The following is a 14879-nucleotide window of genomic DNA, read 5'->3' on the forward strand; positions in this document are numbered from 1 at the left end:
CAGCGCCTGTTCGAATAGACTCACCTTAAATCAGCCCGGCCGGCATGGCTGTCAATCGGGCGACAATCCGCAGGACCGGCATCCGGACACACGCCTTCAAAAACCTTCCAGGACCGTCTTGCCGCACGCCCGGCCGCTTTCCTGCAGGGCGTGCGCCTGCTTCAGATTGTCGGCATTGATGGGATGCACGCGCTGCGTCAGCGTGCTGCGGATGCGGCCGGCATCCGCCAAGCGGGCGACTTCGTCCAGCACGCGGCCTTGCTCGCTCATGTCCGACGTGCCGAACAAAGAGCGGGTGAACATGAACTCCCAGTGAACCGATACGGACTTGCGCTTGAATCCACGGATGTCCAGAGCGTCCGGATCGTCGATCAGTCCGAAGCGTCCCTGCGGAGCGATCAGCTCGGCCACGTCGGCCAGGTGTTGACCGGTGGCGGTCGTCGAAAACACGAAGGCCGGATCGCCCAGGCCCAGCGCGCGCAACTGCGCCGCCAACGGCTGGCGGTGGTTCACGACATGATCGGCCCCCAAGGACCGCACCCACTCCCGGGTTTCGGGACGGGACGCCGTGGCGATGACCGTCAGGTCAGTCAGCGCCTTGAGCAACTGGATGGCGATGGAACCCACGCCCCCCGCGCCCCCGATGATCAGGACCGCATGCGCGGCGCCGGGCACCGGCCGGCGCACATCCAGGCGGTCGAAAAGCATTTCCCAGGCCGTCAGCGCCGTCAAGGGCAGCGCGGCGGCCTGGGCGTGATCCAGCGTCGCCGGCTTGCGTCCGACGATCCGCTCATCCACCGCATGGAATTCGCTGTTGGTGCCCGGCCGTGTCAAAGCACCCGCGTAAAAAACCTCGTCTCCTGGCTTGAAGCGGCTGACCTCGGAACCGACCGCAAGCACGCGACCGGAGGCATCCCAGCCCAGGACCTTCCAATCGGCGCCCTCGGGTTCCGCGCGCTGCCGGATCTTGGTATCCACCGGGTTGACGGAAACAGCCGCGATCTCCACCAGCAGGTCATGGCCTGCGAGGCCGGGTCGGTCCAACTCGATATCCACAAGCGCATCCGGCCTGTCAATGGGGCCGGTCTGGCGATATCCGATGGCTTTCATGAGGACTCCTGCTTGTCTGGAAATGAACATACCTGCAGAATACTTTCATTCACCATTCTGTCTCTACGCACAAATTCAGCCCATAGTGACAAAAAGGATACTACGGTGGCCAAATCCAAACATTCACGCTTTGATTGCAGCCCCGGATGCGCGGTCGAAGCCGCCATCGGCCTCATCGAGGGCAAATGGAAATCCGTCGTGCTGTTCCATCTGCTGGGCGGGACGCTGCGTTTCAGCGAGCTTCGCCGCCAGATCGCCAATGTCTCGCCCCGCATGCTGACGCGCCAGTTGCGGGAACTGGAGGAAGACGGCCTCATCGAACGGACGGTCTACGCGCAGGTGCCGCCCAGGGTGGACTATTGCCTGTCCCCCCTGGGGCGCAGCATGGAACCCATCCTGCAGGCGCTGAAGGCCTGGGGGGACGAACACACCGGCCTGTACGGCAAGCCGCTGATGCCGGATCAACGCCCTGTCAAAGAAGCGCGTGCCGCACCGTGAGGGGGCTTTCCGGGGACAGACCGTCCCCGGCTATCCGGGCCGCTTGCCCTCGCCCCGCCGATGAACGGCCCGGCGGCGGCGCGACTCCAGGGGATCGAACACCAGGGGGCGGCAAAGCTCGATGCGGTCGTTTTCATGCAGCACGCGCTGCGGGCCGCAGCGTTCTCCGTACACGCCCATCGCCAATGGCACGTCGGTGAATTCCGGAAACTCCCGGGCGAAGTCGCTCAGAGCGACGGCCTGCCCCGCCGTGACGCCTTCGGGGACATCGAGGCTCTGACGCCAAAGGCGCGTGGACGCGGCAAAGGCAAGCGACACGCGCATCTCAGCCCCCATAGACCGCGTGAGCGCGCTGCGTGAATGAATCGATGAAACTGGTGGCGATGCGGTTGAACACCGGCCCGACCACGGCCGACAGGGCGCGGCTGGAAAAAGCGTATTCCATGGTGTAGAGGACTTTGCAACCGTCTTCGCCCAGGGGCTGGAAGGCCCAGTGCCCCGTCAGATTGGAAAACGGCCCGTCCACCAGGTGAAAAACGATCTTGTTCGGATAATCGTGGTCGTTGCGCGTGGTGAAGCTCTGGCGGATGCCGGCGAAATGAATCTGCACCGTGGCCTGCATGCCCTGTTCGTTCTGCCACTGCACAGTGGCCCCGCCGCACCAGGGCATGAACTCGGGGTAACGCGCGACATCGGCCACCAGATCGAACATCTGGGCGCAACTGAAGGGGACGAGGACGGAGCGTTGAATCGAATGCATCGGCAAGACGGGCGGTTAGGCTAGAATGAAGGGATTTTATCAGTGCCAGCGCCCTTTTCGCGAAAGACCGGATCCATGAGTATTGTAGAAAACCGCAAAGCCACCCACGATTACTTCATCGAGGAGCGCTTCGAGGCCGGACTGGTCCTGGAGGGCTGGGAGGTCAAGGCGATCCGCGCCGGCCATGTCCAATTGAAAGAAGCCTATGTCATCGTGCGCGACGGCGCCCTGTGGATCCTGGGCATGCACGTCAGTCCCCTGCCGACCGCGTCCACCCACATCCATCCCAACGCCACCCGCACGCGCAAACTGCTGCTGCACGCCCAGGAAATCAGCAAGCTGATCGGCAAGGTCGAACAGCGCGGCTATGCGCTGGTGCCGCTGAACCTGCACTACAAGGGCGGGCGCATCAAGCTGGATTTCGGCCTGGGACGCGGCAAGAAACTGCACGACAAGCGCGACACCCAGCGCGACAAGGACTGGGCGCGTGAGAAAGAACGCCTGATGAAGCACGACACCCGCGGCAAGCAGAGCGACTGACCCGCCATTGATCCCGAGCGCCCGACGCCAAGGCAACGGCGCCGGCCGACAATATCTGCTGTCTGAAAATCCCCCTTTCCCCAGGTTAATTCAATGAACTACACCGAAATCTACCGATTTCGCGTGTTCTTCAGAACACCTTCTGCGTGATAAATTCAGAAAATAATAATTACTTTTATAAAAAAACACGCATCATCGCGTCTCACCTTTGTAACAAACCAGTCTCAGTCATCGGTTCGTGGAAGGATATATGCGCAAAAATCTGCCGGTCACAGGGGAAATCCACAATTACCCCGCTCACCTCACCCTGATTTCCATCACGGACATCAAGGGCAGGATCACTTACTGCAACAGCGATTTCATCAGTGTCAGCGGCTACACCAAAGAGGAACTGCTGGGCCAGCCGCACAATATCCTGCGCCATCCCGACATGCCGGAGGAGGCTTTCCGGGACTTCTGGGCAACGATCCAGTCGGGAGAGCCCTGGAGCGCCCTGATCAAGAACCGCCGCAAGAACGGGGACGCTTATTGGGTCCGGGCCAATGCCACACCGGTGCGAAACGGCGATCGGATCGTCGGCTATCTCTCTGTGCGAACGCTGCCGGAGGTCTCCGAAATCGAGGCGGCGGAACAGCTTTTCTCGATCATGCGCAGGGAAGCCGAACGCGGGCGCCTGCGGCACCGCTTCCAGGGCGGACTCGTCCATCGGACCGGGCTGCTCCCCGCGTTTATCAAGCGCCTCAGCCCCGGGCGACAGGGAACGGCCCTGCTGCTCGGGCTGCTGGCCGCAGCCGGCCCCGTGGGGGCTGCATTTCTCGGGCTCCCGACCTGGAGTTTGCCGATTGCCGGGCTGCTGACTGCCCTATTGGCCTGGCTGGGCATATCCCGATGTTTCATCGCGCCGGCCGACCGAGTGGCGGAAGTCGCCCGTCATCTGGCCAGCGGAGACCTGTCGGAATTCATTTCCGTCCAGCGGTTCCAGGATGCGCGCCACCTGATGCTGCCGATCAACCAACTGGCCCTGATCATCCGCACAGTCATCTGGGATATCCGGCAATTCCTGTCGAACGATGCTCATGAAGTGGCCAAGCACAGCCAGGACATGGTGGCACGCACGGAACAGCAGGCCGCCGGCCTGTCCAAGTCCGCCACAGCGATCGACCAGATCGGCGGCACGGTCCGGCAGACGTCGGATATGACGAAGACCGGCACGCGGATCGCGGGCGAAACGGTGGACACCGTGCGACGCAGTCAAGCAGCGGTCGAGGCACTGTCGGAAACGATGCAGCAGATCAGCGAGTCCTCTCAGAACATCAGCGATTTCGTCCAGGTGATCGAATCGGTCGCCTTCCAGACCAATATCCTGGCTCTCAATGCCGCCACTGAAGCCGCGCGCGCCGGCGAGCATGGCCGGGGATTCGCGGTGGTCGCATCAGAGGTCCGCGCCCTTTCCCAGCGCACGACCGATGCTGCCCGGGAAGTGCGGCAGTTGATCGAAGAATCCCGCACCCGGGTCGAACACGGCAAACAGGGTATGGAACAGACCCGGGCGCGCATGAACGATGTGGCGGGGGCCGTCGAACGCCAGGGCCAGATCCTGGCGGAGATCGACCTGGCGGCTCAGGAGCAGGCCGCGGGAATCGCGGAAGCCAGCCAGGCCCTGCACACGCTGGACCAGATCACGCAAAGCAATGCGTCCATGGCCGATGGGCTCGCGCAGCTGTCCGAAAAGATGAGCCTCAACTCCAGGGCATCGCTGGACAACGTCCGGGTGTTCAGGCTGACATCCTCTGACCAGACGCATGCCGAGGTCGACGCGGTGGCGCTGCGGCGGATGAGCAAGGCGGATGCGCTGACGCCCGCTTGAACGGCACGCGAAGGCGGTCGGCAAGCCGGATCCGGTCCCGACCGCCGCCGCGCGGCGATCCACGCGCTAGGCGCGGATCGTGAAACCCTCGATCTCCAGCAGCTGCGCCTTGCGGCTCAGGCCGCCGCCGTAGCCGTTCAGGGTGCCGTTGCGTGCCAGGATGCGGTGGCAGGGAATGATGATGCTGATGGGGTTGCTGCCCACGGCGGTCCCCACCGCGCGGCCATGCCCCGCCCCCAGCCCGGCGCGCTCGCCCAGCTCGCCATAGGACAAGGTCGCCCCGCAGGGCACGTCCAGCAGCGCCTGCCAGATCCGTTTCTGGAACGCCGTGCCCTGGGGGTCCAGGGACACGCCAAACACCTTGCGACCGCCGCGCCAATACTCGTCCAGCTCCCGGAGGGTCTGTTCCAGAACGACCAGGGCACCGGCCGGCGTGTCGGCCTGCAGCAGCCGCAGCGCCGCCGGCTGACTGGCTGGCGTGGCGTCGATCCCTATCAGCGCATCCGCAGGGAACAGTTCACCCGTGGCGGACGCCGAATCCGCGCGGATGGCTCTCAGGCTACGCGCCGCCCTGCCCCGCACGACGCCTGCGGATGGCCGGGAGACGATCTCCGACTCGGACACGGCCGCCAGGCCCGGCAGGTGCGGACAATCCCGCTGATCGGTGAAATACAGACCCGTCAGGCAATGCTCGTGGGCCGACAGCAGGATATCGCCCAGCGGGGATGAAAGAAGCGCGTGAAACAGCATGATGGAAAACTCGGCAGGTGATGACGCAACGGCCCGCAGGCCCTGAACAAACCAGGCATGGGAGAGCCTCTGGGCCGGGCCGGCGCGCCTGGACGCTTCCAGTTTAACGACCCGCATGAAAAACACCCCAAAAGCCTGGATCGGTGTCCAGCTTTTGGGGTGCGCTTCACCTGCCGATCCGGCTGCGCCGGCCATGTTCGGCCGGCGGGCTGGCGCCAGGGGCGCCAGCCTCGATCAAGCCGCGACCTTGGTATCGGCCAGCCGCTGCCAGGTATCGACCACCGTGTCCGGGTTCAAGGACATGGACAGGATGCCTTCGTCGCGCAGCCACTGGGCCAGGTCGGGATGATCGCTGGGGCCCTGGCCGCAGATGCCGACGTACTTGCCGGCCTTCAGGCAGGCCTGGATGGCGCGGCGCAGCATGAACTGCACGGCCGGGTCGCGTTCGTCGAAATCGGCCGCCAGCAGTTCCATGCCGGAATCCCGGTCCAGCCCCAGGGTCAGCTGGGTCATGTCATTGGAGCCGATGGAAAACCCGTCGAAGAATTGCAGGAACTCGTCGGCCAGGATGGCATTGGTGGGGACCTCGCACATCATGATCAGGCGCAGGCCATTGTCGCCGCGCTTCAGGCCGTGCGACGCCAGCAGTTCCACCACGCGCTGCGCCTGTCCGAGCGTGCGCACGAACGGCACCATGATTTCCACGTTGGTCAGGCCCATCTCGTCGCGGACCTTCTTCAAGGCCTCGCATTCCATGCGGAAGCACTCGGCGAAGTCCTCCGAGACGTAGCGCGACGCGCCGCGAAAGCCCAGCATGGGGTTTTCTTCCTCGGGTTCGTAGCGCGAACCGCCCACCAGCTTGCGGTATTCATTGGACTTGAAGTCCGACAGGCGCACGATGACGGGCTTCGGATAGAAAGCGGCGCCGATGGTGGCGATGCCTTCGGCCAGCTTTTCCACGAAGAAGGCGCGCGGGCTGGCATAGCCCCGGGCAGCCGATTCCACGGCCTTTTTCAGGTCGCCGTCGACATTGGGGTAGTCCAGGATCGCCTTGGGGTGGACGTTGATGTTGTTGTTGATGATGAATTCCAGGCGGGCCAACCCCACGCCCCCATTGGGAATCTGGGAGAAATCGAAGGCCAGCTGCGGATTGCCGACGTTCATCATGACCTTCAGGCCGATGTCGGGCATTTCGCCCCAGCGGACTTCCTCGATCTCGGTCTCGATCAGGCCGTCGTAGATGTGGCCTTCGTCGCCTTCGGCGCAGGACACGGTGACCTCGCGCCCATTGGCCAGCACGTCGGTGGCGTCGGCGCAGCCGACGACCGCGGGAATGCCCAGTTCACGCGCGATGATGGCCGCGTGGCAGGTGCGCCCGCCCCGATTGGTGACGATGGCCGAGGCCAGTTTCATGACCGGTTCCCAGTTGGGATCGGTCATGTCGGTAACCAGGATGTCGCCTGCCCGGACCTTGTCCATTTCCGAGGCATCGGCGACCACCCGCACGGTGCCCGAACCGATCTTCTGGCCGATGGCCCGGCCGCGCACCAGGACTTCGCCCGTGGCTTTCAGGCGATAGCGTTCCTGCACGTCATGGTGTCCTTGCTGGGACTTCACGGTCTCCGGGCGGGCCTGCAGGATGTAGAGCTTGCCGTCGATGCCGTCACGCCCCCATTCGATGTCCATGGGACGCTGGTAGTGCTTTTCAATGATGGTCGCGTACTGCGCCAGTTCGATGATCTCGTCATCGGTCAGGGAATAGCGATTGCGTTCGGAAGCCGGGACCTCCACCGTGCGCACGGCATGGCCCGAGACGCGCTGCTCGTCGAATTCCATCTTGATGAGCTTCGAACCGATGCGGCGGCTGATGACGGGATAGTGGCCGGCCGCCAGCGTGGGTTTGAACACATAGAATTCATCCGGGTTCACGGCCCCCTGGACCACGGTTTCACCCAGGCCATAGGAAGACGTGACGAAGACGACGTCCTTGAAGCCGGACTCCGTATCCAGCGTGAACATCACGCCGGCGCTGCCCTTGTCGGAACGCACCATGCGCTGAATGCCGGCCGACAGGGCGACCTCGGCATGCGCGTAGCCTTTGTGCACGCGATAGGAAATCGCGCGGTCGTTGTACAGGGACGCGAACACGTGACGGATCTTTTCCAGCACGTCGTCGATGCCGACCACGTTCAGGTAGGTTTCCTGCTGGCCGGCAAAGGACGCATCGGGCAGGTCTTCGGCGGTGGCGGACGAGCGCACGGCAAAGGAACCCTTGCCATCGGCATCCAATTGGGCGAAGGCGCTGCGGATGGCCTCTTCGAAGGCGGCCGGGAACGGCGTGTCGATCACCCACTGGCGGATTTCCGCCCCGGCGGCAGCCAGTTCACGCACGTCGTCGGCGTTCAAGGTGTCCAGGCGCGCCTTGATGCGGGCATCCAGCCCGGTGGAATTCAGGAAATCACGGAAGGCATCGGCGGTGGTCGCGAAGCCGCCCGGCACACGGACCCCGGCGCCGGCCAACTGGCTGATCATTTCACCGAGAGAAGCGTTCTTACCCCCTACCGAGTCCACATCCGACATGCGGAGCTGCTCGAACGATACAACGTAAGACATGATGTCACCTTTGAGATAGAAAAAGCGTGTTTGCGGGACGCACGCCGCCCCCGGGAAAGGCGCCCCGGGAGCGCGAACCACGCGACAGCGGCTGCCCTGGAAGAGCGCCCCGCCGCCTGCGGCCGGCATGCGTCCGGCAAACCAGCCTTGCCTGACCATCAGGTGACTGGTAACCTTCGCGGATTGTACCGTTTCTAAGGCTTGGTGGTTCAAAATCCATGATCGATCCCGTCATCGAACGCCCCGTGTTCATCGTCTCGGACAGTACCGGGATTACCGCTGAGACCTTCAGCCACGCGGTTCTGTCGCAATTCGAGGAAATCGCCTTCCAGGCGGTGCGTCTGCCCTTCATCGACTCGGTTGAAAAGGCCGACGCCGCCGCGCGGCGCATCAGCCAACGGGCGGATCAGGGCGGACAGCCGCCGCTGGTGTTCAGCACGCTGGTCGATCCGGAAATCGCCGACCGCATCCGCGAGGCCCCCTGCATTTTCCTGGATCTGTTCGGCGCCTTCGTGCAGCGCCTGGAAGGCGTGCTGGGCGTGAAATCCAGCCGCTCGGTGGGCCGGTCGCACACCAACGGGCTGTCCAAGCAGTACAACAACCGCATCGAGGCCATCAATTTCAGCCTGGCCCACGACGATGGCCAGTACATCCAGGGGCTGGAGCAGGCCGACGTCATCCTGGTGGGGGTGTCGCGCTGCGGCAAAACGCCCACCAGCCTGTACCTGGCCATGCAGTACGCGGTCAAGGCGGCCAACTACCCCCTGATCCCGGAGGACTTCGACCGCGGCGCCCTGCCCGCCACGCTGCTGCCGTTCCGGCGCAAGCTGTTCGGCCTGTCGATCCAGCCTGAACGCCTGGCCGAGGTGCGCAACGAACGCCGGCCCAACAGCACCTACGCGTCCCTGAAGCAATGCCGCCAGGAAGTCGCCGACGCCGAGCGCCTGATGCGTATGGAAAACATTCCATGGCTGTCCACCACGACGCGCTCCATCGAGGAAATCTCCACCAAGATCCTGGACGAGGTCGGGCTGGATCGCACCACCTACTGAACCAGGCCGCGGATTCAGCCTGCCTGCTGCCGGCGCTGCTCGAACAGGCAGATGGCCGCGGCGGCCGCGACGTTCAGGGACTCGACCCCCGCCGACTGGGGAATGTGCACGCGCCAATCGGCAACCTGCAACAGGTCCGCCGCGACACCCCGTCCCTCGTTGCCGAACAGCCAGGCGCAAGGCTGCCGCAGATCCTGCCGATACACGGACTGCGCCTGTTCCAGGGTGGTGGCGGCCAATGGAATGCGCAGGCGCTCGCGCAGGGCCTGCAAATCCGCGCGCTCATGAATCCGCAGGGCGAAATGGGCGCCCTGCCCGCTGCGCAGCACCTTTGGCGACCAGGCCGCCGCGCAGCCTGCGGACAGATAGGCGGCGCCCAGGCCGGCGGCGGCGGCCGTGCGCAGCAAAGTCCCCAGATTGCCCGGGTCCTGCACCCGGTCCAGCCACAGGCAGCCTTCCGAGATCTGTTCCGGCAAGGCCGCCAGGGGCGGCTCCACCAGGAAAAAGACGGCATGGCCGTGTTCCACCTGGGATAACACCCGGGCGAGATGATCTTCGAGCACGATACGGCGCGTGGATTCACAGTCCCGCCACAGCGGCTTGATCCAGCCCGGAGACTGCGCCTGGATCGCCTCGCTGACGATCAGGGCCTGAGGCGGGCCATTGTGTTCCAGCCAGGCGCGGCACAGGTGCTCGCCTTCGAGGATGACGCGGCTTTCATGGCGGCCGGGGCGCCCCTGGGCCAGGCGCAACCAGAGCCGGTAATCCGGATTGTCGCGCGAAGCGATGTGCCGCACGGGCGCCGCGATGCTCATGCCTGCTTATCCTGTAGAAGCCGCCGGACGGGGGCGAAGCTGCGGCGGTGCGCCGGGCAGGGACCGAATTGCACCAGGCGCTCCAGATGCAGCGCCGTGCCGTAACCCTTGTGCTGGTCAAAAGCATAGTGCGGGTACTGCGCGTGCAAAGCCAGGCAGCAGGCATCCCGAGCGGTCTTGGCCAGAATCGAGGCGGCTGAAATGGCGGGTTCCAGGGCATCGCCGCCAATCACCGCGCGGGCGGGACACGGCAGTCCGGTCGGCAAGCGATTGCCGTCCACGAGAATCAGTTGCGGCGGGCGCGCAAGCGCGTCGCACGCCTGGCGCATGGCCAGCAGCGTCGCCCGCAGAATATTCAGGCGGTCGATCGTCTCGACATCCGCCTGGGCAACGGCCCAGGCCAGCGCCCGTTCCCGGATCTGCGCGGCCAGGATCTCCCGGCGCCGGGCGCTGAGTTTCTTCGAATCTGCCAGGCCCGCGATGGGGCGGTCCGGATCCAGGATGACGGCGGCGGCGAACACCGGCCCCGCCAGCGGCCCCCTGCCCGCCTCGTCCACCCCCGCGATCCAGTCCGGCAAAGGCGGGGTGACTGCAAACAGATCAGGTTGCTCGGTCATGGCAGACCCGCAAAATGGCTTCGGCGGCCAGCCCCGGAGTATCCCGGTCCAGCGTCTCATGCAGGGCGGCAAAGCGCCGCGCGACCCGTGCGCCATGATCCTGGTCGCTCAGCGCCACCCAGGTCTGTTCCGCCAGCGCTTCGGGTGTGGCGGCCTCCTGCAGCAGTTCGGGCACGACGAACTCCCGTTCCAGGATGTTGGGCAAGCCCACCCAGGGCAGGCTGGGCGCATCCTGGCCGGATTTCCAGGCCATGATGCGCCGCATCCAGGGGCTGATGACATAGGAAATGACCAACGGTCTCTTGAACAGGGCGGCTTCCAGCGTCGCGGTGCCGCTGGCGACCAGCACGGCGTCGGCGGCTTCCATCGCATGCCAGGCGACCGGCCATTCCGCCGAATCCAGCCCATCCGGGCGTGGCGCGGCGCCAGGCGCGTCCGGCAGGCCCGCCACCACCCGGCATCCCGATACCGGGTATTGCGCCAGAATGGCCTCGAACTGGGCCCGGCGCCGGGCATTGACGACTGGCACGACGACTTGCAGGTCCGGGTCCTGGCGGCGCAGGATCTGCGCCGCCTGCAGGAACCGGGGCGCCAGCAGGCGCAATTCGGATTCCCGGCTGCCCGGCATCAATGCCAGGACGCGGCGGGCCGGGTCCAGATTCAGCGCCGCCCGGGCCGCGGCGCGGTCTGGCGTCTTGGGGATCAATTCCGCCAGAGGATGCCCCACATACGTGACGGGGACGCCCTGTTCGCGATAGAGATCGACCTCGAAGGGGAACAGCACCAGCATGTGCGACACCGCTCGGCGGATCTGATGGATGCGCTCGAAACGCCAGGCCCAGATCGACGGGCCGACGAAATGGACGGTGGGGATGCCGGCCGCCCGCAGTTTTTCTTCCAGCCGCAGATTGAAATCCGGCGCGTCGACCCCGACGAACACATCGGGACGCTCAGTCAGGACGCGTCGCCGCGTGTCGCGCCAGGTGCGGATGAGGCGCGGCGCCTGCCGCAGCGCATCGACGTAGCCAAAGACCGACAGGGCATCCATCGGATGCCAGGCATGAAAACCCGCGTGAGCCATCGCCGGCCCGCCGATGCCCGCCGCCGTCGCAGAAGGATCCCGTGCCCGCAGCCCCCGTATCACACGGGCGGCCAGCAGATCCCCGGAAGGTTCGCCGGCGACGATGGCGGCGCGAACCCCGCCGCCCGTCATGACAGGCCCCGGCGACCCCGCCGCGCCAGATTGCCCGCGGGGCCGGGCCGGCTGAGTGCGGTCATGGACGCGCGATGCCCCGATTGGACGCCCGCAGGAAATCCAGCAGCGTCTGCACGGCGGGGGCCTCGGCCGGGTGGTCCGCCTGCAGGGCAGCCAGGGCCTGGATCGCCTGTTCGACATCCAGTTGGCGCCGATACAGGATCTTGTAGGCTTCTTTCAGCACCTGCACGTCGGCGGGGGTGAAGCCGCGCCGGCTCAGGCCTTCGGAATTGATGCCGATCGGCCGGAAGGAATCCCCGGCGCCGATCATGTAGGGCGGGACGTCCTGGCGCACGGAGCTGGTGCCGCCGATCATGGCATGCGCCCCGATGCGGACGAACTGGTGCACGGCCGACAGCCCGCCCACGATCGCCCAGTCGTCGATATGGATGTGTCCGGCCAGCTGGACGCTGTTGGCCATGACGATGTGGCTGCCCAACTGGCAATCATGGGCGATGTGCACATAGGCCATGATCCAGTTGTCGTTACCCAGGCGGGTGGCGCCCACATCCTGCACCGTACCGGTATTGACCGTCACGTATTCGCGAAAGGTGTTGCCGACGCCGATTTCCAGCGTGGTGGGCTCGCCCTGATATTTTTTGTCCTGCGGGATACCGCCGATCGAGCAGAACCGGTAGAAATGGTTGTCCGGCCCGATGGTGGTGTGCCCGTCGATCACGCAATGCGGCCCGACGCGAGTGCCGGCGCCGATGCGGACGTGTTCCCCGATGATGCTGTAGGGGCCGACGCTGACGCCGTCATCCAGTATGGCTCCGGGCTCGACGATGGCCGTCGGGTGGATCTGCGCCACCGCCATTATTCTTCCAGGATGCGCACCGCGCACATGATCTTGGCTTCCGCCGCGATCTGGTCGCCGACCTTGGCCACGGCCGTGTATTTGCAGATCGAACGGCTGAGCTTGTCAGCCGAGACTTCCATGCGCAACTGATCGCCCGGCACGACGGGCCGGCGGAACCGCGCCCCGTCCACGCCCACCAGGTAATAGGCGATCTTGGTGCTGGCCAGGTTGGGCGCGCCGGCGTCGGCAAAGGAAAACAAGGCGGCGGCCTGGGCCAATGCTTCGATGATGAGCACGCCGGGCATCACCGGGTGGTGCGCGAAATGCCCCTGGAAAAACGGTTCGTTGTACGTGACATTTTTGATGGCGACGATGCTCTTGCCCGGGTCCATTTCCAGGACGCGGTCCACGAGCAGCATCGGCTGCCGGTGCGGCAGCCGTTCCATGATGTCTTTGATATCGAGTTCCATTATTGTGTGTCCTGCTTGTTGTTCGTCGGCCCAGCCGGGCTGGCCGCTTGCCGCTCCGCAGCGCGGATGCGTTTGCGCAGCTGGGCCAACTGGCCGATGACTGCTGCATTGTGCTGCCACGCGCCGTGTTCCGCCACAGGGAAGACCCCGGTATAGCGGCCCGCCTTGAGAATATCGGATGTCACCGCCGTGCCGCCGGAAATATGGACATCGTCGCCCAGCGTCAGATGCCCGCCGAACATGGCCGCCCCCCCGATCACGCAACGCTGGCCCATGGTGGTGGAACCGGCCACCCCGACGCAGGCTGCCATGGCCGTATGATCCCCGATGCGGCAATTATGACCGATCATGATCTGGTTATCGAGCTTGACCCCATGACCCAGCACGGTGTCATCCACCGCGCCCCGGTCCACCGTGGTATTGGCGCCGATCTCCACGTCGTCACCGATCCGCACGCCGCCCAACTGGGCGATTTTGGCCCAGGCGCCCGGGGTGCGGGGATCCGGCGCGAAACCGAAGCCGTCGGCGCCCAGCACCACGCCGGCATGCAGAATGGCCCGATCCCCCACGTGGACGCCGTGATAGAGCGTCACGCGAGCGTGCAAGAGGCCATCGCGCCCGATACTGCAATCGGGCCCGATCACGCAGCCTGCCCCGATGCGGGTCCCGGCCCCGATACGCGTGCCGGATTCGATGACCGCGAGAGGCCCGACGTGAACGCCGTCTTCGAGGATGGCATCATCGGCGATCACGGCGCTGGGATGAATGCCCCTGGGCAGATCCGCCAGCCGGTGCCGGTCGAACCATTGCGCCAACAACGCGTACATGAGATACGGCTGGCTGCACAGTACCGGCACCCAGCTCGGGGGCTCCGGATGCGCAGCCTGATATGCCGCCCAATCCTCGGCGCGGAGGATCACCGCGGCCGCCTGGCACTGATCCAGTTGCCCCTGGAGGCGCGGATTGGATAGAAAACTGATTTCAGTCGCGCCGGCCGTATTCAGGGACCCGATCCCCGCGATCGGCAAGGCGTTCGCATCCGCTGCGCCGGTGATGGTGCATCCCAGCCCGACCGAGTCGGCAGCCTGCAACAGCTGTGGCAACACAGGGGCCCGCTGGGGCGCAAGCAACACCGGCATAGGAAATCAGCCGCCCAGAGCTTTGATGACCTGATCGGTGATGTCCACGCGCGGGCTGACCGTCACGGCGTCCTGGATGATCAGGTCGTAGTTCTGCTGTTCGGCAATTTTCTTGATGGCGGCGTCGGCCTTTTCCACGATCGAGGAGAATTCCTCGTTGCGGCGACGATTGAAGTCCTCCTGGAATTCACGACGCTTGCGTTGCAGATCGGAATCCATGTCCTGCAGCTGGCGCTGACGCTTGACGCGTTCGGCCTCGGCCAGCACGGGAGCGTCCTTGTCCAGCTTTTGCGCCTGGGCCCGCAGGTTGTCGGACAGTTTCTGCAGATCCTGGTCGCGTTTCTTGAATTCGGCCTCGATTTTTGCCTGAGCGGCCTTGGCAGGTTTAGAGTCGCGCAGGATGCGTTCGGTGCTGACGAAACCGATCTTGGTGCTCTGGGCGTAGGCCGGGACGACGAACAGCGCCCCCAGGCCGATCGCAGCAGCCACGGCCAAGGCGCGATGACTGGATACGGCGCGCTGCGCCAACGTTGAAACATTCAAACCTGAAAGAATCATGATGATAAAACCACCTGCCAGGAAGGCTGCGATAAA

Annotated in this window: 16 protein-coding genes; 4 read left to right on the forward strand and 12 right to left on the reverse strand. The window is 65.0% G+C overall.

Annotation, left to right across the window (positions count from 1 at the left end):
• Positions 1–96: 96 nt before the first annotated feature.
• Entirely contained in the window at positions 97–1110 is a 1014-nt protein-coding gene (locus WBG56_RS07165) for a zinc-binding alcohol dehydrogenase family protein (RefSeq protein ID WP_424266705.1), read from the reverse strand.
• 105 nt (positions 1111–1215) lie between these two features.
• On the opposite strand from WBG56_RS07165, the gene WBG56_RS07170 reads away from it, so the two are divergent.
• Positions 1216–1608, forward strand: a complete 393-nt coding sequence (locus WBG56_RS07170) for a winged helix-turn-helix transcriptional regulator (protein ID WP_424266707.1) — start codon at positions 1216–1218, stop codon at positions 1606–1608.
• A 30-nt stretch (positions 1609–1638) separates the two neighbouring features.
• Here WBG56_RS07170 and WBG56_RS07175 read toward each other — a convergent pair whose 3' ends face one another.
• Positions 1639–1926, reverse strand: coding sequence for an RnfH family protein (locus WBG56_RS07175; RefSeq protein ID WP_424266709.1), 288 nt, complete (start codon positions 1924–1926; stop codon positions 1639–1641).
• Between the two features lie 7 nt (positions 1927–1933).
• Entirely contained in the window at positions 1934–2368 is a 435-nt protein-coding gene (locus WBG56_RS07180; RefSeq protein WP_424266711.1) for a type II toxin-antitoxin system RatA family toxin, read from the reverse strand.
• 42 nt (positions 2369–2410) lie between these two features.
• On the opposite strand from WBG56_RS07180, the gene smpB reads away from it, so the two are divergent.
• Together smpB and WBG56_RS07190 are read left to right on the forward strand one after the other, a co-directional pair.
• A complete protein-coding gene (smpB, locus tag WBG56_RS07185) occupies positions 2411–2908 on the forward strand; it encodes an SsrA-binding protein SmpB (RefSeq protein ID WP_424266713.1) in 498 nt (165 codons plus the stop codon).
• A 250-nt stretch (positions 2909–3158) separates the two neighbouring features.
• Complete coding sequence (locus WBG56_RS07190; RefSeq protein WP_424266715.1) at positions 3159–4775, forward strand: methyl-accepting chemotaxis protein; 1617 nt, start codon at positions 3159–3161, stop codon at positions 4773–4775.
• Positions 4776–4841: 66 nt separating this feature from the next.
• On the opposite strand, the gene WBG56_RS07195 is transcribed toward WBG56_RS07190, so the two are convergent.
• Positions 4842–5642 (reverse strand): methylated-DNA--[protein]-cysteine S-methyltransferase, encoded by an 801-nt coding sequence (locus WBG56_RS07195; RefSeq protein ID WP_424266717.1) that lies wholly within the window; start codon positions 5640–5642, stop codon positions 4842–4844.
• A gap of 117 nt (positions 5643–5759) precedes the next feature.
• Positions 5760–8138 (reverse strand): phosphoenolpyruvate synthase, encoded by a 2379-nt coding sequence (gene ppsA, locus WBG56_RS07200; protein ID WP_424266719.1) that lies wholly within the window; start codon positions 8136–8138, stop codon positions 5760–5762.
• Between the two features lie 218 nt (positions 8139–8356).
• On the opposite strand from ppsA, the gene ppsR reads away from it, so the two are divergent.
• Positions 8357–9190, forward strand: a complete 834-nt coding sequence (gene ppsR, locus WBG56_RS07205; RefSeq protein ID WP_424266721.1) for a posphoenolpyruvate synthetase regulatory kinase/phosphorylase PpsR — start codon at positions 8357–8359, stop codon at positions 9188–9190.
• 14 nt (positions 9191–9204) lie between these two features.
• Here ppsR and WBG56_RS07210 read toward each other — a convergent pair whose 3' ends face one another.
• The 7 genes from WBG56_RS07210 to WBG56_RS07240 form a co-directional block, all read right to left on the reverse strand.
• Complete coding sequence (locus WBG56_RS07210) at positions 9205–9987, reverse strand: TrmH family RNA methyltransferase (protein WP_424266840.1); 783 nt, start codon at positions 9985–9987, stop codon at positions 9205–9207.
• Positions 9988–10001: 14 nt separating this feature from the next.
• Positions 10002–10622 (reverse strand): ribonuclease HII, encoded by a 621-nt coding sequence (gene rnhB / locus WBG56_RS07215; RefSeq protein WP_424266723.1) that lies wholly within the window; start codon positions 10620–10622, stop codon positions 10002–10004.
• Entirely contained in the window at positions 10606–11835 is a 1230-nt protein-coding gene (gene lpxB / locus WBG56_RS07220) for a lipid-A-disaccharide synthase (protein ID WP_424266725.1), read from the reverse strand. The genes rnhB and lpxB overlap by 17 nt, the downstream gene beginning before the upstream one ends.
• Positions 11836–11896: 61 nt before the next feature.
• A complete protein-coding gene (lpxA, locus tag WBG56_RS07225) occupies positions 11897–12694 on the reverse strand; it encodes an acyl-ACP--UDP-N-acetylglucosamine O-acyltransferase (protein ID WP_424266727.1) in 798 nt (265 codons plus the stop codon).
• The gene (fabZ, locus tag WBG56_RS07230; RefSeq protein ID WP_291768721.1) at positions 12694–13146 is read right to left on the reverse strand and encodes a 3-hydroxyacyl-ACP dehydratase FabZ; all 453 of its coding nucleotides are present in this window, start codon (positions 13144–13146) and stop codon (positions 12694–12696) included. Before fabZ ends, lpxA begins: the two co-directional genes overlap by 1 nt.
• Positions 13146–14285: a UDP-3-O-(3-hydroxymyristoyl)glucosamine N-acyltransferase gene (lpxD, locus tag WBG56_RS07235; protein ID WP_424266729.1), complete on the reverse strand. Its 1140-nt coding sequence runs from the start codon at positions 14283–14285 to the stop codon at positions 13146–13148. Before lpxD ends, fabZ begins: the two co-directional genes overlap by 1 nt.
• A gap of 6 nt (positions 14286–14291) precedes the next feature.
• Positions 14292–14843, reverse strand: coding sequence for an OmpH family outer membrane protein (locus WBG56_RS07240; protein ID WP_424266731.1), 552 nt, complete (start codon positions 14841–14843; stop codon positions 14292–14294).
• Positions 14844–14879: the final 36 nt, after the last annotated feature.

The sequence above is a fragment of the Castellaniella sp. genome (assembly GCF_049671645.1).
In the GTDB taxonomy this organism is placed as follows: Bacteria; Pseudomonadota; Gammaproteobacteria; order Burkholderiales; family Burkholderiaceae_B; genus Castellaniella.

Bases quoted from the DNA above. Each gene is read 5' to 3' on its own strand.
- WBG56_RS07195 (WP_424266717.1), bottom strand. From the start codon at position 5,642: ATGCGGGTCGTTAAACTGGAAGCGTCCAGGCGCGCCGGCCCGGCCCAG.
- ppsA (WP_424266719.1), bottom strand. From the start codon at position 8,138: ATGTCTTACGTTGTATCGTTCGAGCAGCTCCGCATGTCGGATGTGGAC.
- WBG56_RS07240 (WP_424266731.1), bottom strand. From the start codon at position 14,843: ATGATTCTTTCAGGTTTGAATGTTTCAACGTTGGCGCAGCGCGCCGTA.
- lpxA (WP_424266727.1), bottom strand. From the start codon at position 12,694: ATGGCGGTGGCGCAGATCCACCCGACGGCCATCGTCGAGCCCGGAGCC.
- WBG56_RS07190 (WP_424266715.1), top strand. From the start codon at position 3,159: ATGCGCAAAAATCTGCCGGTCACAGGGGAAATCCACAATTACCCCGCT.
- WBG56_RS07165 (WP_424266705.1), bottom strand. From the start codon at position 1,110: ATGAAAGCCATCGGATATCGCCAGACCGGCCCCATTGACAGGCCGGAT.
- WBG56_RS07180 (WP_424266711.1), bottom strand. From the start codon at position 2,368: ATGCATTCGATTCAACGCTCCGTCCTCGTCCCCTTCAGTTGCGCCCAG.
- fabZ (WP_291768721.1), bottom strand. From the start codon at position 13,146: ATGGAACTCGATATCAAAGACATCATGGAACGGCTGCCGCACCGGCAG.
- lpxB (WP_424266725.1), bottom strand. From the start codon at position 11,835: ATGACGGGCGGCGGGGTTCGCGCCGCCATCGTCGCCGGCGAACCTTCC.
- rnhB (WP_424266723.1), bottom strand. From the start codon at position 10,622: ATGACCGAGCAACCTGATCTGTTTGCAGTCACCCCGCCTTTGCCGGAC.
- ppsR (WP_424266721.1), top strand. From the start codon at position 8,357: ATGATCGATCCCGTCATCGAACGCCCCGTGTTCATCGTCTCGGACAGT.
- lpxD (WP_424266729.1), bottom strand. From the start codon at position 14,285: ATGCCGGTGTTGCTTGCGCCCCAGCGGGCCCCTGTGTTGCCACAGCTG.